Raw genomic sequence first — 20,930 nt, forward strand, 5'->3', positions numbered from 1 at the left:
TGATATTATCCCCTTAAGGTAGACAGTGTAAAAAGACCATGAATAAACATGGATGTTACACTTTTACTTGGAGGGGATTTTATTATGGCTAAAAAAGGCGATAAATTTCAAACTTATTCAGATGAATTAAAGATACAAGTTGTAAAAAGTTATTTAAATGGTGAGGGCAGCCAAACAGCTATAGCTAAGAAATATAGGCTGAAAAGTAGAACACAGTTAATGAATTGGGTCCGAAGATATCAAGAAACAGGCGATATTTCAGACTTGCGGGGAAACAACGGCGGCAATAACGGCTTAAAAAATCTCTTGAAAGGTCGTCCTCGTACGAAATTCGATAGTGTGGAAGAAGAATTGGAATACTACAAGGCGCAGGTGGCTTATTTAAAAAAGCAGTATCCAAATCTATAGGAGGTGTTCTCGCTCAAACGGCTAAGTACGAGATTATTGAAGAACTACGTTCTCGATACAAAGTAACCTGGCTGGTCGTCATTGCGCAGTTAAATCGATCTAGCTACTATAAGTGGCGCTCAACATGTACGCAAAGACAATTGCGCCTTTCAAAGGATCATACATTGCGTGAACAGATTCAAGCCATTCACATAAAACACAAGGAATACGGTTATCCTCGCATGAAAATTGCCTTAGAGGCTGGATTTTTAGTGAACCACAAAAAAGTATGTAGACTTATGCGAGAACTTCAAATTCAATCAATCATCCGTAAAAAGCGACGCTTTTTTAACGGGAAATCCTCAAAGGTTTTTCCGAATGTAGTAGAACAACAATTCCGAAACCGTAAACCAAATGAGGTACTTGTCACAGATATCACTTATTTGCCATTCAAAGATAAATTTCTCTATTTCTCGGTTGTTCAAGACATTTATAACAATGAAATCGTTGCTTGGAAACTCTCACATCGTAATGATTTACAACTTGTCCTAAAAACGTTAGATTTAGCAGCACAAAAAAGAGATGTGTATGGAACCATCATCCACTCAGATCAAGGATTCCAATATACATCTCATGCTTATTACCGTATGCTTCAACAGCTAGGCGCCATCGGCAGCCACTCCCGCAAAGGAAACTGCCATGACAATGCTTGCATTGAATCATTCTTCTCTCATTTTAAATCTGAAATGTTTTATCTTAATTATTATCAAACAAAGGAAGAACTAATTCAAGCTATTGAAACATACATCTATCATTACAACTACAAACGATTCCAAAAAAGGCTTAACCATCGAGCTCCGATTGAATATCGAATCTCGATGGCTGCATAGTCTTTTTTTACAGCTGTCTACTTGACGGGGGTAAGACCACCGTAAATGTCTTTTTATTATTAACGTACACCATAGAATTATTTATGAAACCCAACTACTCGCTAGATTTAAAAATTGGCCAATCTTAATAGCAAGTTGAGAACCACTTTCCACTCCCGAATTAATGTCCGTCAGAGCCGTTGTTGCTCTTCTAAGAAGAGAGGGTTTCGGTGTTTGACCTTCCTCGATATTCTGTACCACTTCTCCAACAAAATCTATAGCATCTTCTTGAACATCTTTGTTTTCCATAGAAGTTCCTTTTAAAAATTCGATTAGTTCTTGAGCTACTTTTTGGAGTTCCTTACCTTCATCTTGGTTATTTGTTTGATGAGCTTCAATATTTCCTTGCTCTGCATAGTTAAACTGTCCTACATTACCTTGAATTAATATTTTTGCATTCGGTTTTTCATCAATTCCCAATTCAATTGCCATCTCCTCTAAATAATCTGTAATATGATTCACTAAAAGTCTTACAACTTGATAATTAAATTCACGTACTTGATCTGAAAATTTTGCTCCCTTATAGAAAGCATATCCAAATGTCAATTCATGATAATTATTTAAGTGCGCTGTTGCATATTTTAAAAGTTGATAAATAAAGCTGATTTCTTTATTATTATCAATAGGAATTTCATACTTTGAGTTATAGGTCTTAAATTTTATAACTTCTTCTATATTATATTCATGCGTATGACATTTACGTATAAAGTCATAAATAATAGGTTCACCTTCAATATATGCAATAAATTTTTTAGCTAATCTCATAGTCTCATGCCCATCACTTGCATTCAACAAATCTCCAGAGACTCTTCTAAAATTTTTAGATATAATTTTAAATTTTTTAATAGGAATAAGAACTGGTGCTTCCAACTAATTCACCCCACAGTATGGACAAAATGGAGAATGCCCTGCTTTAGTTAATATAGTTAATTTAGCTTTTCTATCACAACATAAAAACTCCACTTCATCTAAATCATCTTTTTCATATAATGCTCTTGGTTGTTTTGTTACCATTGGTTTCCCAGCTTTAAATTTTATACCTTTACTTCTTTTAAAAGACTTTTCTAATCCTTTGAATAGATCATTTACCATATGCGCCATTTCATTCTCTGTTAATATCATAGCATTTTCCTTAATATCCTCAGTGTAGTATGTAGAAACTGGACTAGGAATACCACAACTAGGACAAAATAACTCAATAACATCATCTTCTTGTACTTCATCGGCTCTTAATTTAAATTCTTCTCCACAAAATGAGCACTTAAAAGATGAAAATCCAGCCATATCGCTTTGTTTAGAAATAATAAATTTTTTTGGCATTACAATAGCTCCTTTATTATGTCTTAACACAATAAGTTAATTATTTTATATATAAAGATACAAAAATAAAATCTTAAATTAATAACTAGTATACCCCTTCAAATTTTTATTTAATGTATAACTCAATAATCAAAATGATTTTATCATAGCAGAAGCCTAACCTTTATTAATTCTTTACCCTCACCTAAAATTCCTTTTTTGTTTTTTGCATATAAAAAAAGCATGACATAAAATTGTCATGCTTTTTCTCATATAATCTAACAGTATTTTAAGTGTACATCTTTGTGTCATTTCACATCAGTAAAGAATTTTTTTATTTAGTAAAGGACTTTTTTATTCAGTAAAGAACTTTTTTATTTGTTGACAATTACTATTTCTCAAACACAAAATTCACTTTATTGTCTTTCCACTCTAACTTCGCATCGAATGTTTTATCATTTTTCTTAAAGCCTTTAATTAAGTCGGTCTGTTCTCCTTTTAATAGCTTGCTAACATTCTTTTGTGAAATTGTTTTTCCAAGTATCTTTTTTGACAGGGTGAAGTCACATTTCATTGTATTATAATTGGAACAGCCATAAAATGAAGATTTATCAATCAAATCACCATCGCACTTCTTACATTTCCCGACCTTTTTACCAGTTGTAAACTTTGAACCTTTTCGCTCAATTGATTCAACATGCAAACCCGAAAAGTCCCATTTCTCAGACATTTCTACCGCATCTTCAATAATTTTTGCTGATAGCTTTTTCGTCTGTTCCATAAATGTTGCTGGTGAAGCTGTTCCTTCTCCAATTTCAGCAAGGCGCTGCTCCCACTTTGCTGTCATTTCTGGGGAGGCTAATATTTTATCGCCAATTGCGGTAATTAATACTTTTCCTTTATCCGTCGCATACACTTGGTTCTTCTTCACATCAATGTACTTACGATCTTTTAACATCGTAATAATACCAGCACGTGTTGCTTCTGTACCTAAGCCTTCTGTCTTTTTTAACACCTTTTCCAGCTCTTCATTTTCTAAATACTTCCCAGCCGTCTTCATAAGTGTAATAATTTCATTTTATAACTCCCTATCTAAATGCCAGTGTTACTATCATCGTATCTATTTTTTTAAGTGATGAAAAATATCTATCGCTCACAATTCGCTTTATATGTTTTAGACCTATCATATTATACGCTTAATCCTAGCAACTTCACAATAGAGCAAATTGGTATGTTAATACTAAAAAGGAAGAAATGACAAACTAAAATAATGCTACTTCAAATAAAGAAGTAGCATTATCTTATACAAACCTTAAATCATAATAAAACGTCAACATGATTGTAGAAAAACAAAAAGAACCATTCCCAACACTTCTATATCATGTACCACAAAAAGTTCGGTAAGGACATGATGATGGCGCAGGTAGTGTCGCGTAATCATCTTGTTCTGGGGAGTACGCATAAGGATTTGAAAGGACATTAAGAAGACGTTCCATCACGCTGTAATCTCCATGTTTCACAGCAGCTTCCAAAGCTTCTTCTACTCTGTGATTCCGTGGGATTACCGCAGGATTGTTTTTCCGCATCAATAAATGTGAAGAATCTTTTGATTCTTCCTGTCTACCTAGTCTTTCCTGCCACTGCTCATGCCACTGATTGAATTCTGGAGTTTCAAACAAGGCCATATCCTCCAGCTTATCAAAAGTTAACGCACGGAAAGTATTCGTATAGTCCGCACGATACTTCTCCATGATAGTAAGGAGGTCTTCAATAAGTGCTTTATCCTGTACTTCTTCGTTAAATATCCCTAATTTAGCTCTCATTCCAGCGAGCCAGTTCGAATGATATAACTCATTATAATTTAAAATTGCATCTTGAGCCATTTCCATCGATTTTGCATAATCACTATGCAATAGTGGTAATAAAGTTTCAGCAAGCCTTGCAAGATTCCATCCACCAATATACGGCTGATTGCCATAAGCATAGCGACCTTGAAGATCAATGGAACTGAATACCGTTTCCGGATCATAAGTATCCATGAAGGCACAAGGACCATAATCAATGGTTTCCCCACTAATGGTCATATTGTCGGTGTTCATCACCCCATGAATAAAACCAACAAGTTGCCATTTTGCAATCAACTGAGCTTGACGCTTAATCACTTCCTCAAGCAGGGAAAGATAGCGATTTTCAGCAGCGTCAACGTCTAGATAATGTCGCTGTATTGTATAATCAGCTAGGGCTTGAAGATCTTCAACAGTGCCCCATTTGGAAACGTACTGAAAGGTGCCAACGCGCAAATGACTTGCAGCCACACGGGTAAGAATTGCACCAGGCTGCTCAGTTTCGCGAAAGATTGATTCACCGGTCGTTACTACCGCTAGACTACGGGTAGTAGCAATACCAAGCGCATGCATTGCTTCGCTGATGATATATTCGCGTAGCATCGGTCCAAGTGCCGCTCGACCATCCCCCCGGCGAGAGTATGGTGTTCTACCAGAACCTTTCAGGTGAATATCCACCCTCTCACCTAAGGGAGTGATTTGCTCACTAAGCAGCAGAGCTCGGCCGTCTCCGAGCCGGTTAAAATGCCCGAATTGATGCCCCGCGTAAGCTTGAGCAAGAGGAAAAGCGCCTTCGGGAATCCGATTTCCTGCAAGCACCGCTACTCCATCGTCACTTTCTAGTTCCTCGATGTTCAATCCTAGGGATGTTGCCAACGAATCATTGAGAATAACCAACTTCGGTGAGCGAACAGGTGTTGGATTGAGGCTGGTGAAAAATGATTCCGGTAGACGGGCATAGCTATTATCTAAGTTCCATCCTGTTTCTATTCTTTCTTTTTTATTTGTCATTGTATCACCGTTTCTTCTTTTATCTTTTTGACATAAAACAAAAACTCTAATAATTAAATGGTATTTTAGTTATGTATTTCTACATCAATACAAAGCAACCTTTTTTAGTTTCTACTTCGGTTAATTTATTATACTATTTCCGACAAATTATGAATTTTGTACTGCATCGATTCGAAAACTATTGAATTAAATATTAAGTAATAGTAAACACCCTTCTAATTATAATACATTAATATAAAAAAATTGGCAGAATATGTGGTATATCTATTTGCTAGCAGATATGTGTTATCTATATTATTGCAATTTGAACGAATTATTTATAAAAAAGAAGCTATCCCTCTATTTGATATTGGGAATAGCCTCTTTAGTTTGTCATTTACAAATTACATAATATATCTTTCATTACATTAAATCATCAATTGAAAATCCACCTGGCAGTAAACTTTCAACTGTTACTTCTTTTTCATCGCCTTTTTGATTTGTCAATAATACTGGCATTTGCGGATCACAAAATTCTGCGATTACTTGTCGGCACGCTCCGCATGGTGAAATAGGCCCATCCGTTTTACCTGTTATTACTAAATAACTGAAATCGCGCTCTCCTTCTGACACTGCTTTAAATATTGCTGTTCTTTCGGCACAATTACATAAACCATAAGACGCATTTTCTATGTTACAGCCTGTATAAATTTTACCATCTTTCGTAACGAGTGCCGCTCCAACAGGGAACTTTGAATATGGAATATAAGCTTTTGACAACATCTTTGTAGCTTCTTCAATATATTTTTGTTTATCCATATCATTTCCTCCTCAAAGTAAATGTAATTCTGTTAAGCATTAATCAGTTATCACAGTGTAAATTAATTTAGGAGTTTCAGCCTTTTCTGATACAGAAATGTTTTCATAAATTTTAGCTTTTACATCTTCAACATCTTCGCGATTTGCATAAATCGTAACTAATGGCTCTCCTTCTTTTACAACTTCGCCAACTTTTTTGCGTAGCATTAAGCCAACCGCTAAATCAATTTCATCCTCTTTCGTTGCACGACCTGCTCCTAGAAGCATCGCAGCAATACCGATTTCGTCTGCAACAATGTTAGACACAACACCTGAAGTTTTAGCTGGTACATCAATTACATATTTCGCTTGTGGTAACTTTTCTGGATGATCTACAATCGAGCTATCTCCGCCTTGATTACGTAAGAACTCTTTGAATTTCTCAATCGCTTTTCCATTTTTCATAACTTCTTTCAACATTTCACGTGCTTCTTCTAATGTATTTGCTTTTTTACCAAGTACAACCATTTGGCTTCCTAATACAAGCACTAATTCTGTTAAGTCTTCTGGGCCTTCTCCTTTTAGCGTATCAATTGCTTCCTTCACCTCAAGAGCATTACCAATCGCAAAGCCAAGTGGTTGTGACATATCTGAAATAACAGCCATTGTTTGACGGCCAACATTATTTCCGATTCGAACCATTGCATGTGCTAATTTTTTCGCATCCTCTTCTGTTTTCATAAATGCTCCTGCTCCTGTCTTAACATCAAGAACAATTGCATCAGCTCCAGCTGCAATTTTTTTACTCATAATCGAACTTGCGATTAATGGGATCGAATTCACAGTTCCCGTCACATCACGTAGTGCATATATTTTTTTATCGGCAGGTGTTAAATTTCCTGTTTGTCCAATAACTGCAACCTTATCACGATTCACTAAATCAATAAATTGCTCTTTCGTAATCTCAACATGGAATCCTTCAACTGCTTCTAATTTATCAATCGTACCACCTGTATGCCCTAGACCACGTCCAGACATTTTTGCAACTGGTACATCTAAAGCAGCTACTAATGGTCCTAAAACCAATGTTGTTGTATCACCAACACCACCAGTTGAATGTTTATCTACTTTAATCCCTTCAATCTCTGATAAATCAATTGTCTCTCCAGAATTCACCATAGCCATTGTTAAATCAGCACGTTCACGATCAGACATATCTTGGAAGAAAATAGCCATTGCAAGTGCACTTACTTGATAATCAGGGATTGTTCCATCTGTATATCCTTTAATAAAAAATTGAATTTCCTCTGTTGTTAATTCTTTACCATCACGTTTTTTTGCAATAATATCTACCATTCTCATCCTAATCACCAATCCTTCTTATTTTATTTTGTAAAGGGTAAACTTATTAAACTCTTAATATATTAATCCAACTATTGTTGCGGATAAAAAGCTTACTAAAGTTGCTCCGAAAAGCAGTTTTAAACCAAATCTTGCTACCACATTCCCTTGTTTTTCATTCAAACTCTTAACAGCACCAGCGATAATTCCGATTGAAGAGAAGTTTGCGAATGAAACAAGGAACACAGAAATGATAGCAGTCGTTCTTCCTGAAAAATTAAAGTTTCCTTGTGCTAAATTTGTCATAGCTACAAACTCATTTGATACAAGTTTCGTCGCCATAATGTTACCGGCATTAACAGCTTCATGCCAAGGAACCCCCATAATAAATGCAAATGGTGCAAATACATAACCAAGAATCTCTTGGAATGAGATACCAATTGCTCCTTTAAATATAGCATTAATAAAAGCGATTAAAGCAACAAATCCAATTAGCATAGCAGCTACTGTAATAGCAACTTTAAAGCCATCTACTATATATTCCCCTAATACTTCAAAAAAGGTCTTTTTCTCTTCCTCTTGTACTTCTAAAATATCTTCTTCCTCTGTAACCTCATAAGGGTTAATAATAGAAGCAATAATAAATCCGCCAAACAAGTTCAGCACTAAAGCGGTTACAACATATTGTGGTTTTAATAACACCATATAGGATCCCACTATAGACATAGAAACCGTTGACATCGCAGACGCACATAATGTATATAATCTTCTTTCCGATAGTAAGCCTAGCTGCTTCTTAACAGAAATAAATACTTCTGATTGCCCTAAAATCGCTGAAGCTACAGCGTTATATGATTCAAGTTTCCCCATTCCATTCACCTTGCTTAAAGCTAAGCCAATATATTTCACAATGAACGGTAATACCTTAATGTGCTGTAAAATACCAATTAAAACTGATATAAACACAATTGGCATTAATACTCCTAAAAAGAATGAAAATTCTTTTTGATTTAACAAACCGCCAAATACAAAGTTAACACCATCAGCAGCGTACTTTAACAATTGTCCAAAGCCATCTGCGATTCCAGTTATTAGTACGTTTCCTGCACTTGTATTTAATAGTACAAAACCTAGAATGAACTGTAATATAATCATCGTTATAATAGGACGATATTTGACTTTTTTTCTATTATTACTAGCAAGCCATGCAATGCCTAACACAATTATCAAGCCTATGATACCGATTACATATTTCATAAAAATCCCCTTCTTTTCCGTATCCGCTTACATATTTTTAAAATGTTAAAGCAATAGATACACCATGCTTTTTCAACAATTCGTATATCTATTGCTTACAACTTTTTATGAATTAATAGTTATCTGAAATGCCGTTTGTATCATTTAATACAATTGCAACACTAGCACTTGCACCAATTCTAGAAGCGCCAGCTTCAACCATTTTCTCTGCATCTTCACGCGTGCGAACACCACCAGATGCTTTCACACCAACGTTTTCTCCAACAGTTTTGCGCATTAATGCGATATCTTCCGCAGTTGCCCCGCCAGTTGAAAATCCAGTTGAAGTTTTTACAAAATCAGCACCAGCTTTTACAGATAATTCACAAGCACGAACTTTTTCTTCATCTGTTAATAAACAAGTTTCAATGATAACTTTTACAAGTGCTTTTCCTTTTGCAGCTTGTACAACTTCACGAATATCGTTTTCAACGAATTCATTATCTCCATCTTTTAAAGCACCAACATTAATTACCATGTCTACTTCAGTTGCACCTTTTGCAATTACATCTTTTGTTTCAAATACTTTTGTCTCAGTTGTATTTGCACCTAAAGGGAATCCGATTACTGTACAAACATCCACATCATGCCCTGCTAATTCTTCAGCAGCTAATTTTACCCATGTAGGATTAATACAAACAGAAGCGAAATTATATTTCTTTGCTTCTTCTAAGACTTTCATAACATCTTCTTTCGTAGTATTCGGTTTCAAAACTGTATGATCAATTAACTTTGCAATGTTCATTTTTTTCACTCCTCATATCTTTTAACAACTTCATTCTAACTCCTCTTTGAACAAATGTAAACACGCTTTTGAAATTTTGTTCAAATGTTTTTGTAAAAAAGGTTCTCTCAAAATCATACTTTTGAGAGAACCTTCTATTTCTAGCCTTTTTGATAATGTAGCAACTCTTTTGCTGTATGCTGATCGATAATCAACACATTCGCATATCCGCCTCTTAATGCACCATCAATTGCCTTTACTTTTCTAGAGCCTCCTGCAACAAGAACAGAGCGCTTCTTTAAGCGCAACTCTTCTAAATCAATACCAATTGTGCGCTGGTTAATTTCCTCACTGCAAATATTACCATTTCCATCGAAGAAACGTGAGCAAATGTCCCCAACAGCTTGTTCTTTCAATAAGTTCATTTCTTGTTCATTCAAATAACCTAGTCGAAATAATAATGCCTCATCTCTAACAGTTCCCACTGTGAAAATGGCAATATTAGCTTGTTTTCCCATCTCAACAATATGGTGAATATGTCGATCCTGCTCTACTAATTCTTTTGTAACTGCATTATCAAATATAACTGGAAGCGGTAGGTTTCGCGGTGTTGTTTGAAAGGCGTCCGCAAACAAGGCAATTGTTTCATTCGCATATGTATTTACACTTGAATGACTAATACCTCCTTTTAATTGGACAACTTCTACCCCTTTCACATGCTGCGGGACAATTTTTCTAGCGACTTCATACATCGTCGTTCCCCAACTTACACCAACAACATCACCATTTGTAACAGTCTTTTCCATATACTCTGCAGCATACTTACTAATATACTCTGTAATGGCCGTATATTCTGGTACTGGAGAAAATACGACATGCGCCTCTAATAAGTTATATTTTTCTTTAAGTAGGTTTCCTACATTATCTAAATCAGCAAATGGATCAGTTATTTTAATTTGAACAAATCCTTTTTCTTTTGCATATTTTAACAATCTCGAGATAGTCGGCCTTGAGATATTTAATTTATTTGCAATCTCTTGTTGACTATAATCAGATTGGTAGTATAACCTTGCAACTTCAACGCTTAATTGTTGTTTTTCTTTGTCCATATTCGTTATTTCTATACCCCTTCCAAACTTATTCTACCTTAATGGCATCATAACATTTCATGTTAGAAAATTCGACTATACGAATTGGAAATAAACGTATTTCACAAAAACATTTTTTCTTAGTTACCTCATTATGTTTGTCTGTTGATGAAGTGACATATTGAAATGAGATTCAATAAGATGAATATTCTATCGTCAAATGATTAAGAAACTATGTGCTAAGGTTACGCTAAAAAAAGATAGCTGTTCTAGAAAAGAACAGCTATCTTTTTTTAATTCAATCATCCATTCTCTTACGGATTTGTAGACCATAATCCGGCAGATTTAATAAATGTACGTTTATTTAATTTTAGCTGCGCTACAATAAATTCGGCAATATCTTCAGCCTGCATAACTCTATCTGGGTTACCATCTGTCAAACCTAATTCTACTGCCATATCTGTTGCAACTGTACTTGGTGTTAATGCTGTCACGCGAATATTATATTTACGTACTTCCATCGCTAACGATTCTGTTAAACCAAGAACACCAAATTTAGAAGCACTGTACGCGCTTGTTACTGGCGCTCCTTTTTGTCCAGCTGTTGATGAAATATTAATAATGTCACCAGACTGCTGCTCAATCATTCCTGGTAACGCAGCACGAGTCACATAATATACGCCCATTAAGTTCACTTGAATGATTTTTTCCCATTCCGCAACATCTAGTTCTAAAAATTTACCAAATTTAGAAATTCCAGCGTTATTAATTAAAATATCAATAGAACCTAAGCCATTTTTTAATGTTTCAATTGCTTCACTTACTTCTTCATATGAAGATACATCTGCAGTAACAGTTACAGCTTTCACGCCTTCTGCCTCAACTTCTTTTGCAACAGCCTTTAAATTTTCTTCTGAACGTGCTAAAAGTCCTACATTCACGCCTTCTTTTGCTAAAGCGATTGCTACAGCACGGCCAATCCCTCTGCCAGCCCCTGTAATTAATGCATTTTTTCCTTGTATTAATTCTGCCAAATATAACACTCCCTAATCTTTCTAAAATACTATTTTTTCCATAGAATGAATTTTATCTATATATCGTTAAAAATACAATCATGCACTTTAATGTGCGTAGGTTACCTATAAGTAACCTTTAAATTCGTTTTCAGTTAAGAGGCCATTCTCTAATGTATTAAGCACTATGCTCAATTTGCTCCTTCTTCCCTTTTTTCTTATGTCGTTTCCAGCTCACCAACTTCCTAGCTGTTCCTAACATACCTGTTGGAAGACCTAATAAAACGATGATATACAATAAACCAAGAAAAATTGTCCATCGTTCAAAAATTGGGTACTGCGCAGCAAGCTCTGACAAATAGTATTTCAAAGATTCAATCATTCCTGCCCCTATTATCGCTCCTACTAATGTCCCAATGCCACCGATTGTCGTCATTAATAAAGCATTTAGCGTCATGTCAATTGAAAAAACGGTCGTATTTACAAAACGAAGTGTGATAACAAATAAACCGCCGCTCACAGATGCTACAACTCCAGCTACAACACTCGCAATTACTTTATAGTGAAGAATTTTATAACCAAGTGCTTCCACACGTTGTTCATTTTGCGAAATCGCTTTTAATACGTTACCAATTGAAGATTTCGTAAACAGTTGTAGTAATAAAAAAATGATTACTAGACTCATTAATGTAATATAGTAAAATGTAAAACGATCTCGAAATATATCAGGTACACGGAACGTAAAACCATCCCCCCCATGCGTGACGGTTCGCCATTTTTCAGCTAGCACAAAGAATAATTGAGAAATGGCTAGTGTTAGCATCGCATAAAAATGACTTTTTAACCGTAAGGAAAGCATACCAACTATATAACTAATGACCGCTGATAAAGTGACTGCTAATATAATCCCAATAAAAAAACTCGATATTGTTGCCTCTTGTCGATCTAATAGGAGTGCGACACAATAAGCACCAATTCCAAAGAACATACAATGCCCAAACGACACAATTCCCGTATAGCCTAATAGAATATCAAAACTCATTGCGAATATTGCGAAAATGAAAATTTGTGTAAACAAGATTAACATGCTCCTTGAATCGTTTATAAAAGGAAATATCATGAAACAGAAAAGAATTGCACACCAAAAATATAAGCTAGCCCGATTAGATGATGTGGTCATAACAATCTCACCCCTTTTCACCAACAAGTCCTGTTGGCTTAACTAATAAGACGAATAACAGCATCAACATGTTTATCGCAAGCGATAAATCTGGAAGATAATAAGCTGTAAAAGCTCCTGCCAAGCCAACAATTAAGGATGCGATTACAGAACCTTGTACACTACCTAATCCACCAATGATCACAACGATAAAAGCTAAAATAGCATACTGCATCCCCATTTCGGCAAAAATAATACCCGAATAAGGCGCGAGAAGAAAGCCACCTAACGCCGCCATTCCAGCTCCTAATAAAAATACGAAAGAAAAAATAGCTTTCACATTAATTCCAAGCGCTTGAACCATCTCTTTATCTATTACACCAGCACGAATCATAAGCCCGATTTTCGTTTTTCGAAGTAACAATACAAATCCAATGTAAACGAATAAACCGATTAAAATAACAAATAAGCGATACTTAATTAATATGATTCCGTCAAATGTAAAACTTCCTTGTAACCACTTCGGTAACTTAGCTCCTATCGGATTCGGCCCCCAAAATACTTTTATACATTCACTAAGCACGAGCATACCACCAAGTGTAACCAGAAGTTGACGAACATGATTTCCATAAACAGGACGTATAAGGAATCTTTCTAATATCAAGCCAAGAAACATGCCCATCACAATAGCACCAAATAATGCAAACATATAACTACCTGTTACATTAAACAACCACACCCCAGTAAAAGCGCCCCATGCAAATAGCCCGCCATGAGCAAAATTAAGAACACTCATTAAACCGAAAATAAGTGTTAAGCCAGATGCTAATAAGAAAATAAGCACGCCTGTCGAAACACCATTTACAAATAAATTAACAAACACATCCACGTTTTTCACCTCACCCATATCAAGGTTAAGAAATCCCTAAATATATATGACATGTTTCCTTATCTTCTTTCAGTTCACTCATCGGACCATTATGTACAATTTTCCCATTGTCCATAATGTAAAAATAATCGCCAATTTGACTGGCCATCATAAAGTTTTGTTCGACAAGTAAAACAGTTGTTTTTTCCTTCATTTTTAAAATTGAGATCATCAACTTCTCAATCATGATTGGTGACAAGCCTTTACTAGGCTCATCAATAAGAAGTAGGCCTTCACTATTAATGTAAGCCCTTGCGATAGCGAGCATTTGTTTTTGGCCTCCACTTAACAATCCACTCTTTTTATGCCAAAATTGTTTTAAATCTGGAAAGAGATTCAACATCCATTCCACTTTTTCATCTGTTTCTTCATTTTTTTTCGTTTGAGCGAGAGCAAACGTTTCTTCAACCGTTAAGTCGTAAAATATTCCTTGATTTTCTGGCACATACCCTATACCTTTTCGAGAAATCATATGTGTTGATAGCCCATTTACTTTCTCGTCGCCAAAATAAACCGCTCCGTTAGAAATGGTATGAAACCCCATAATAGAACGTAGCGTTGTCGTTTTCCCTGCTCCGTTTCTTCCAAATAAGACTGTAATGGTTCCTTCCTCCACTCCAAAAGAAACACCTTGCAAAATATGAAACTGATCTAAATACGTTTCTATATTATCCACTTTTAATAGTGTCACTGTATAATCCTCCTAAATATGCAGTTTGCACACGCTCATCCTTCATAATCTCTTCTGGTAATCCTTCAGCTAATAACTCCCCTTGAAATAACACAATAAGATGATCAGATAAATGAAGAACCATATCCATTTTGTGCTCTATTAACACAATCGTATTTTCACGATTATTTTTTATATTTTCAATCACTTGTAAAATAGCAGGAACTTCTTCAATAGAAATACCCGCTGTCGGTTCATCTAACAACAACATATCTGTTTTAAGTGCTAAAAGCATTGCAAGTTCCAATTTTCGCTTTTCTCCATGAGCTAAATCTTTTGCAAGTACTTCTTCCTTTTCATTCAGCAACACAACCTCGAGTAAATGACGTGCTTCTTCTTGTTGCTGCTTATACTGAGATGGGCGCGGGAAGAAACTATAATAATCTTTCGCATAAGACTGTACACCAAGCCGAACATTTTCAAGAACCGTTAATTCTGGAAAAATGTTTGTAAGCTGAAAAGAACGTCCCATACCAAGACGCGTTCGATCTGGAATCGATAACTTTGTAATGTCACGTTCCTTAAAATAAATCTCTCCTTTAGTCGGAGAAAGTTGACCACTTAACAAATTAAAAAGGGTGGTTTTCCCTGCTCCATTTGGCCCGATAATGGAAATAAACTTTCCTTTTGGTATTATCAAATTTACATCTTTAATAACATGATGTTCTCCAAACGAGACAGAAAGTTCGCGAGTCTCTAACAAATTCTCCACATTATGTCCTCCTCACAAAGGATTTTATACAGTAAAACTTTTATCATTGGGAGTTTGCTTAATTCCCTACTGATCACTAGTCTCCACCTATCTTCTTCATTTTCTCTGAATCCTGAGGCGCAGATTTTACTGCCAGTTCATACGAAGTGAAAAGTTTTCCATCCCTTTATGATAGGAATGAAAAACTTTTCACTGTTCATTACAATAAGAAGTGCGATATTCTTATTATTCAGATTATTTATTACGAATTGGCGGTTCTGTTTCTGTCATTTTTAATTCCCGCTCTAAAACCGGAACAGGATAATCAATTCCATCTTGTTTTTTCAATGTAATCGAATAAAGCGTTTGCAAAGCTTGATGATCTTTCGCACGGAATTTCATTGTTCCTTTTGGTGTTTCAAATTCCATTCCTTCCATCTTTTTAATGAGTGTATCAGCATCAGTATCACCTTTCGTTTTCTTTAAAGCTTCAACGATTGAAATAGCAGCTGACATCCCACCAGCTGTAAACAAGTCTGGAACAGCACCGTTAAATCGTTTTTTATGTTCTTCTACTAACCAATCATTCACTTTATTTTTCGGAAGCGTATGATAATACACTGAAAAGCCTTGCATGCCAACTAACGCATCCATCGTTTTTAACGCTGGAATATCAGGTGCACCCGTTGAAATTTTAATACCTTGCTGCTCCACATTCATATCTTTTAATTGCTTCCACGGTGAATTTGCACCTGCCCAGACAATAAATAAATAATCTGGTTTTGAGCTTATAATATTTTGTATATTTGCCGTAAAATCAGTAGAATTCGCATCAGCATATTGCTCATTTACAATGTTTGCGCCTAACTTCTTTGCTGCATCTTTAAATGCCGCAATCCCTTCTCTTCCGAATGCATTGTCTTGAGCTAGTGTAGCAATCTTCACATCTTTCTTAGCAATTGATGCTGCACCGGCAATTGCATCTTGGGATGAATTTCGTCCTGTTCTAAAAATATATTTATTCCAGTTCTTCCCTGTTATACTATCTGCTACAGCTGGCTCAACAACCATTATTTTTTCATATTCTTCAGCCAATGGTAAAACTGCTAACGTATCACTTGAACTAGATGAACCAACTAAAAAGTCTACTTTATCTTCTTCTAATAGTTTCGTAGCCTTCTTAACAGCTACATCTGCTTTTGTTTCCGTATCTTCTACAACAAACTTAATCTTTTTCCCTTCTACTTTTCCTGTTCCACCTGTTGCATAATCAAGACCGAGCTCAAATCCATTTACTGTTTGTTTTCCATACGATTCAAGTGGTCCAGTTAACGAAGCAAGAACACCTACCTTAACTGTTTCCTCATTACTTGTACTCGCTTTTTTTCCAGAGCATCCAGCTGATACAAACAGTGAACCAAGTATACAACCTGTAAACACCATCTTTAGCCACTTACGTTTTTTCACTGACATCATAATTCCTCCCCTATCATTTACCTTCTTAGAGAATTGAATATACTGAGGTGAACTACCCGTAATAATGACATTTCTCAATATCAACCGCTACTATAAAATAAAATTTCTTGAAGTACCTCTAATTTCTCTAACTTTTCCCAAATCCCTTCCAGTTCATTTATAAATATTCACTAAGAACATGTTCGTTTCTTAACTAAAAAAGGGAATGACTAAAAAACTAGTCCTTCCCTCTCCATTAAAATTAATATATTCATCTGAAAACAACCGTACAAAAAACTTACAACTCAACTTGTTCCAAACTCTCTAGCTCCTTCTTCAGTTTCGCTTTATCTAAATTCTCTCCAATAATTACAAGGTTTGTAGGGAAACCAAAATCCTGCTCCATTAAAGATGGCACACCAAATGAGTATTGCAGCAACGTTGGGTATTTTTCACCATGAAATTTCACAAATCCTTTTACACGATAAATTCCCTCAGGTAAATTAGAAAGCCACTCGTACAATTCGCCTTGATCAATTGATTTTTCAAATGAATAGGTCATAGTTTGAATATGTAAATGCTGTTTCACATGTAATTTTTCATGATTTTGATTACTTGCTAGCTTTACCTCTTCGAAATCCTCTAAAGATATATTACAATACTGTGTTTTGTATAGTTTTGCATGTCTATTTATTAACGCTACTTCCTCAACAACCTGTTTCTTTTCTTCGTCTCTAAGCAAATCTGATTTATTGATAAGAATATGACTTCCATACTTCATTTGTTCGTTTAAAAGTTGTTGCACGCTTTTACTTAATGTTTCTCGATTTAACCACCTGATTGCATCTAATACAACAATAATGGACTTCACTTCAATATAAGGAGCTAAAATAGGTGAAAGACAAGCGTCTAATACTTCAATCGGATGCGCAACTCCCGTTGTTTCTATATAAACTACATCAGGTCTCTCCTCCTGATATAAGGAATGTAGCTGAATTTCTAATTCATCTTTCATCGTACAGCAAATACAGCCTTTTAAAAGTTCTCTTAAAATATTTTCTCGTCCTACAATATCTGTATCTACGGAGTATTCGCCTATTTCATTCATTAGTACTGCAACTTTTCGATTTTTCTTCTTTTCCGCTAATAATAAATTTTGAAGTAGCGTTGATTTTCCGCTCCCTAAAAAACCACCTAAAATATGAATTTCTACTTTGTTCATATTATCAACCATCCATTTCTTTGTTTCTGACTACACTTGTAGCTACTTTTACAACGCCGCCACAAAACGTAATTATTACGATTCATATTCATTATTCTAGTAAATTCAATTTTATTTGTAAACAAAACACGATTATTTGGGTAGCAAATTATACCTATTCGAAGCCTATCACATTTAACGATAAACTTATTTATCATTAAATGTAATAGGCCGCTTTTAATAAAGTGAAACTTCCATCAGTGGGGGGCTTCATCCCCCACTGATGGTTAGTTGAACCAATCGGGCTTTTACGGGCAGTTATCCTCCACCTATCTTCTGCGATTCTCTCCCAATCTTGAGGTGGGGGATCTTACTGCCCGTTAATGCGGGATAAAACGGCCTTTTTACTAAGATTTATTGAATTCCCCTATTTACTGCACGTCATATCCTTGATCTTCAATAGCTTCTTTCATTTTTTCTACATCTACTTTTGCTTCATCATATTTTACATTTACAGTTCCCTCTTGCAGGTTAACTTCTACATTTTGTACTCCCGCTAACTCTGTAAGTGCATTTGTTACTGCCATTTTGCAATGATTACATGTCATTCCTTGTACGTTTAATGTGATAGTCATATTAAATTCCTCCATATTAATTTATATTTTAACGCGCTTCAAACGAAGTGCGTTCGTCACAACAGATACAGAGCTAAATGCCATCGCTGCTCCAGCTACCCAAAGCTCTAACAATCCAAATGCCGCCACAGGAATACCGATTGCGTTATAGAATAAAGCCCAAAACAAGTTTTGACGAATATTTTTCATCGTCTTACGACTTAACTCAATCGCTTTTGGTATATGTGATAAGTCACCACCAACTAACGTAACATCTGCAGTTTCAATTGCTACATCTGCACCTGTTCCAATTGCCATACCAATATCAGATTTTGCAAGAGCCGGTGCATCATTAATACCATCACCTACCATTGCTACTCTCTTTCCTTGTTTTTGTAAATCCTCTACAATCTTAGCCTTATCCTCTGGCAATACTTCTGCAAATACATGGTCAATATGAACTTGTTTTGCAATCGCTTCAGCTGTACGTTTATTATCACCTGTTACCATGTATATTTCAATTCCCATTTGCTTCAGTGTTTGAATTGCATCCTTCGAACTTTCCTTTACAGTATCAGCAACAGCGATTATTCCAGCAAGCTTCCCATCAATTGCGACAAGCATCGCTGTTTTACCTTGATACTCTAGTTCTTTCATGACCCCTTCATGCTGTGAAGTTTCTACAGATTGTTCATTCATCAATTTACGTGTTCCAACAAGAACCTTTTTGTTTTCAATATCCGCTTCAAGCCCCTGGCCTGGAATTGCTACAAAGTGCTGTAACTCTTTCAAATTTATCTCATGTTGTTTTCCATATTCAACAATCGCATGGGCTAACGGATGCTCAGAAGCACTTTCAGCTGAAATAGCATAATCAATCATGCCTTCTTGAAATTCTAATACATCGGTAACTTCTGGTTTTCCTTTTGTTACTGTTCCTGTTTTATCCAGCAACACTGCATTGATTTTATGCGTCCCTTCTAGATATTCACCTCCTTTAAAGAGAATACCCTTTTCTGCTCCTTTTCCTGTTCCAACCATAATCGAAGTTGGTGTAGCCAAACCTAGTGCACACGGACATGCAATGACAAGAATCGCAATTCCTACTTCCAATGCTTTTGGTAAATCTCCTGGTGTTATAAAGAAATACCATACAATAAAGGCAACTAAAGCAATCGCTACAACAATAGGAACAAAAATACCCGAAATGATATCTGCTAATCTCTGAATAGGTGCTTTAGATCCTTGCGCTTCTTCAACAATTTTAATAATGCCCGCTAACGCTGTGTCTTTTCCAACTTTTTCAGCTTGAATGGTCAGCATCCCATTTGCATTAATCGTCGCTCCAATAACAGAATCTCCTTCTTTTTTATCCACCGGAATAGATTCTCCAGTAATCATAGATTCATCAACAGAAGACGCCCCTGAAATCACGATACCATCCACCGGTATTTTTTCACCGGGTTTTACAATCATGATATCTCCAATCACAACTTCTTCTAACGGCACTCGCACCTCTTGACCATTACGAACAACAAGCGCATCTTTCGCCTGTAAACTTAACAATTTTGAAATTGCTTCTGTTGTACGCCCTTTTGCCATTGTTTCAAAGTACTTTCCGACCAAAATTAACGTAATTAAAACCGCGCTTGTTTCAAAATATAAATCAGGAGTGTATGCAGGATTTCCTAACGTTTTCAAAGTTTCATATAAACTATAAAAATAAGCTGCTGATGTTCCTAATACAACTAAAACGTCCATATTCGCACTTTTATTTCGAAGAGCCCGATAAGCACCTACATAGAAGTGTCCTCCAATATAAAACTGAACTGGTGTTGCTAATAAAAGTTGAAGCCAAGGATTCATAAGAATATGCGGTATTGGTACTCCTGTATCAAATGGCATATGTCCAAGCATTGTATAGAGTAAAGGTAAGGACAAAATAATAGAAATCATAAGTTGACGCTTTTTCTCCTTAATAACTTCCTCTTTTCTTTCTGAACGATCTACCTCTTCGTTACGGATTTGCCCCTTATATCCTAGTTTCCTTATCTTTTCAAGAATGTTTTCTGTAGATACTAACCCTTCGTTATACTCTACAACAGCACTATTTGTAGCTAAATTAACCGTTGCATTCGAAATACCTTCCATTTTATTTAGCACTTTTTCAATCCGATTCGCACAGGCTGCGCATGTCATCCCTTCGATATCTAAAGTAACTTTTTCTGCTGATACGCCATATCCTAACTTCTCAATTTTCTCTTTTATATTCGAAATTTCTTGCTGAGAAGAATCATATTTGATACTTGCTTTTTCCATTGCTAAGTTTACGTTAGCTTCTACCCCATCCATTTTATTTAACACTTTTTCAATCCGATTGGCACAAGCTGCACATGTCATTCCTGTTACTCCAAGCGTAACATGTTTTTGTTTATCCATCCTA

At 35.7% G+C, this 20,930-nt stretch carries 19 protein-coding genes and 1 pseudogene; 2 read left to right on the forward strand and 18 right to left on the reverse strand.

The genetic code is table 11. From position 1 onward, the window contains the following. Nucleotides 1-84: 84 nt before the first annotated feature. Nucleotides 85-408, forward strand: a complete 324-nt coding sequence (locus tag CN326_RS15665; RefSeq protein WP_098309935.1) for a helix-turn-helix domain-containing protein — start codon at nucleotides 85-87, stop codon at nucleotides 406-408. 35 nt (nucleotides 409-443) lie between these two features. Further along, a complete protein-coding gene (locus CN326_RS15670) occupies nucleotides 444-1,277 on the forward strand; it encodes an IS3 family transposase (protein ID WP_255258143.1) in 834 nt (277 codons plus the stop codon). 81 nt (nucleotides 1,278-1,358) lie between these two features. Here CN326_RS15670 and CN326_RS15675 read toward each other — a convergent pair whose 3' ends face one another. The 18 genes and pseudogenes from CN326_RS15675 to CN326_RS15760 all read right to left on the reverse strand — a co-directional run bounded on the left by CN326_RS15675 (nucleotide 1,359) and on the right by CN326_RS15760 (nucleotide 20,926). Next, nucleotides 1,359-2,081, reverse strand: a complete 723-nt coding sequence (locus CN326_RS15675) for a hypothetical protein (protein WP_098309970.1) — start codon at nucleotides 2,079-2,081, stop codon at nucleotides 1,359-1,361. Nucleotides 2,082-2,186: 105 nt separating this feature from the next. Further along, nucleotides 2,187-2,636 (reverse strand): hypothetical protein, encoded by a 450-nt coding sequence (locus CN326_RS15680; RefSeq protein ID WP_176524652.1) that lies wholly within the window; start codon nucleotides 2,634-2,636, stop codon nucleotides 2,187-2,189. Nucleotides 2,637-3,006: 370 nt separating this feature from the next. After that, nucleotides 3,007-3,690: pseudogene (locus CN326_RS15685) on the reverse strand (topoisomerase C-terminal repeat-containing protein); the annotation flags it as partial. A 304-nt stretch (nucleotides 3,691-3,994) separates the two neighbouring features. Beyond that, nucleotides 3,995-5,470 (reverse strand): protein adenylyltransferase SelO, encoded by a 1,476-nt coding sequence (locus CN326_RS15690; RefSeq protein ID WP_098309937.1) that lies wholly within the window; start codon nucleotides 5,468-5,470, stop codon nucleotides 3,995-3,997. A gap of 402 nt (nucleotides 5,471-5,872) precedes the next feature. Then, nucleotides 5,873-6,268: a cytidine deaminase gene (locus tag CN326_RS15695; protein WP_098309938.1), complete on the reverse strand. Its 396-nt coding sequence runs from the start codon at nucleotides 6,266-6,268 to the stop codon at nucleotides 5,873-5,875. A gap of 39 nt (nucleotides 6,269-6,307) precedes the next feature. After that, nucleotides 6,308-7,609 carry a pyrimidine-nucleoside phosphorylase gene (locus CN326_RS15700; RefSeq protein ID WP_098309939.1) on the reverse strand — a complete coding sequence of 434 codons (1,302 nt, stop codon included), beginning with the start codon at nucleotides 7,607-7,609 and terminating at the stop codon, nucleotides 6,308-6,310. A gap of 54 nt (nucleotides 7,610-7,663) precedes the next feature. Further along, a complete protein-coding gene (locus CN326_RS15705) occupies nucleotides 7,664-8,845 on the reverse strand; it encodes a NupC/NupG family nucleoside CNT transporter (protein ID WP_098309940.1) in 1,182 nt (393 codons plus the stop codon). Nucleotides 8,846-8,957: 112 nt separating this feature from the next. After that, a complete protein-coding gene (gene deoC / locus CN326_RS15710) occupies nucleotides 8,958-9,629 on the reverse strand; it encodes a deoxyribose-phosphate aldolase (protein ID WP_098309941.1) in 672 nt (223 codons plus the stop codon). Between the two features lie 140 nt (nucleotides 9,630-9,769). Next, nucleotides 9,770-10,717 carry a DNA-binding transcriptional repressor DeoR gene (locus CN326_RS15715; protein WP_098309942.1) on the reverse strand — a complete coding sequence of 316 codons (948 nt, stop codon included), beginning with the start codon at nucleotides 10,715-10,717 and terminating at the stop codon, nucleotides 9,770-9,772. A 293-nt stretch (nucleotides 10,718-11,010) separates the two neighbouring features. After that, entirely contained in the window at nucleotides 11,011-11,730 is a 720-nt protein-coding gene (locus CN326_RS15720) for a 3-ketoacyl-ACP reductase (protein WP_141525062.1), read from the reverse strand. Between the two features lie 157 nt (nucleotides 11,731-11,887). Continuing rightward, a complete protein-coding gene (locus CN326_RS15725) occupies nucleotides 11,888-12,889 on the reverse strand; it encodes a branched-chain amino acid ABC transporter permease (protein WP_098309944.1) in 1,002 nt (333 codons plus the stop codon). Between the two features lie 7 nt (nucleotides 12,890-12,896). Beyond that, on the reverse strand, nucleotides 12,897-13,757 hold the full coding sequence (locus CN326_RS15730; protein ID WP_098309945.1) for a branched-chain amino acid ABC transporter permease: 861 nt from the start codon (nucleotides 13,755-13,757) through the stop codon (nucleotides 12,897-12,899). Nucleotides 13,758-13,782: 25 nt separating this feature from the next. Continuing rightward, entirely contained in the window at nucleotides 13,783-14,487 is a 705-nt protein-coding gene (locus CN326_RS15735; protein ID WP_098309946.1) for a branched-chain amino acid ABC transporter ATP-binding protein, read from the reverse strand. Then, nucleotides 14,465-15,238 carry an ABC transporter ATP-binding protein gene (locus CN326_RS15740; protein ID WP_098309947.1) on the reverse strand — a complete coding sequence of 258 codons (774 nt, stop codon included), beginning with the start codon at nucleotides 15,236-15,238 and terminating at the stop codon, nucleotides 14,465-14,467. Before CN326_RS15740 ends, CN326_RS15735 begins: the two co-directional genes overlap by 23 nt. 234 nt (nucleotides 15,239-15,472) lie before the next feature. Beyond that, nucleotides 15,473-16,690 (reverse strand): substrate-binding domain-containing protein, encoded by a 1,218-nt coding sequence (locus tag CN326_RS15745; protein WP_098309948.1) that lies wholly within the window; start codon nucleotides 16,688-16,690, stop codon nucleotides 15,473-15,475. 280 nt (nucleotides 16,691-16,970) lie between these two features. Next, nucleotides 16,971-17,894, reverse strand: a complete 924-nt coding sequence (locus CN326_RS15750; protein ID WP_098309949.1) for a CobW family GTP-binding protein — start codon at nucleotides 17,892-17,894, stop codon at nucleotides 16,971-16,973. A 410-nt stretch (nucleotides 17,895-18,304) separates the two neighbouring features. Beyond that, nucleotides 18,305-18,508 carry a copper chaperone CopZ gene (gene copZ / locus CN326_RS15755; protein WP_098309950.1) on the reverse strand — a complete coding sequence of 68 codons (204 nt, stop codon included), beginning with the start codon at nucleotides 18,506-18,508 and terminating at the stop codon, nucleotides 18,305-18,307. A gap of 21 nt (nucleotides 18,509-18,529) precedes the next feature. Continuing rightward, a complete protein-coding gene (locus CN326_RS15760; RefSeq protein WP_098309951.1) occupies nucleotides 18,530-20,926 on the reverse strand; it encodes a heavy metal translocating P-type ATPase in 2,397 nt (798 codons plus the stop codon). Nucleotides 20,927-20,930 lie beyond the last annotated feature (4 nt).

The organism is Bacillus sp. AFS018417, assembly GCF_002560985.1.
GTDB lineage: Bacteria > Bacillota > Bacilli > Bacillales > Bacillaceae_G > Bacillus_A > Bacillus_A rhizoplanae.

What these genes read in the sequence shown, in the direction of transcription:
- CN326_RS15690 (WP_098309937.1), bottom strand. Translation starts at nt 5,470, where the DNA reads ATGACAAATAAAAAAGAAAGAATAGAAACAGGATGGAACTTAGATAAT.
- CN326_RS15675 (WP_098309970.1), bottom strand. Translation starts at nt 2,081, where the DNA reads ATGAGATTAGCTAAAAAATTTATTGCATATATTGAAGGTGAACCTATT.
- CN326_RS15705 (WP_098309940.1), bottom strand. Translation starts at nt 8,845, where the DNA reads ATGAAATATGTAATCGGTATCATAGGCTTGATAATTGTGTTAGGCATT.
- CN326_RS15680 (WP_176524652.1), bottom strand. Translation starts at nt 2,636, where the DNA reads ATGCCAAAAAAATTTATTATTTCTAAACAAAGCGATATGGCTGGATTT.
- CN326_RS15665 (WP_098309935.1), top strand. Translation starts at nt 85, where the DNA reads ATGGCTAAAAAAGGCGATAAATTTCAAACTTATTCAGATGAATTAAAG.
- CN326_RS15725 (WP_098309944.1), bottom strand. Translation starts at nt 12,889, where the DNA reads ATGACCACATCATCTAATCGGGCTAGCTTATATTTTTGGTGTGCAATT.
- deoC (WP_098309941.1), bottom strand. Translation starts at nt 9,629, where the DNA reads ATGAACATTGCAAAGTTAATTGATCATACAGTTTTGAAACCGAATACT.
- CN326_RS15760 (WP_098309951.1), bottom strand. Translation starts at nt 20,926, where the DNA reads ATGGATAAACAAAAACATGTTACGCTTGGAGTAACAGGAATGACATGT.
- CN326_RS15750 (WP_098309949.1), bottom strand. Translation starts at nt 17,894, where the DNA reads ATGAACAAAGTAGAAATTCATATTTTAGGTGGTTTTTTAGGGAGCGGA.
- copZ (WP_098309950.1), bottom strand. Translation starts at nt 18,508, where the DNA reads ATGACTATCACATTAAACGTACAAGGAATGACATGTAATCATTGCAAA.
- CN326_RS15745 (WP_098309948.1), bottom strand. Translation starts at nt 16,690, where the DNA reads ATGTCAGTGAAAAAACGTAAGTGGCTAAAGATGGTGTTTACAGGTTGT.
- CN326_RS15695 (WP_098309938.1), bottom strand. Translation starts at nt 6,268, where the DNA reads ATGGATAAACAAAAATATATTGAAGAAGCTACAAAGATGTTGTCAAAA.
- CN326_RS15700 (WP_098309939.1), bottom strand. Translation starts at nt 7,609, where the DNA reads ATGAGAATGGTAGATATTATTGCAAAAAAACGTGATGGTAAAGAATTA.
- CN326_RS15715 (WP_098309942.1), bottom strand. Translation starts at nt 10,717, where the DNA reads ATGGACAAAGAAAAACAACAATTAAGCGTTGAAGTTGCAAGGTTATAC.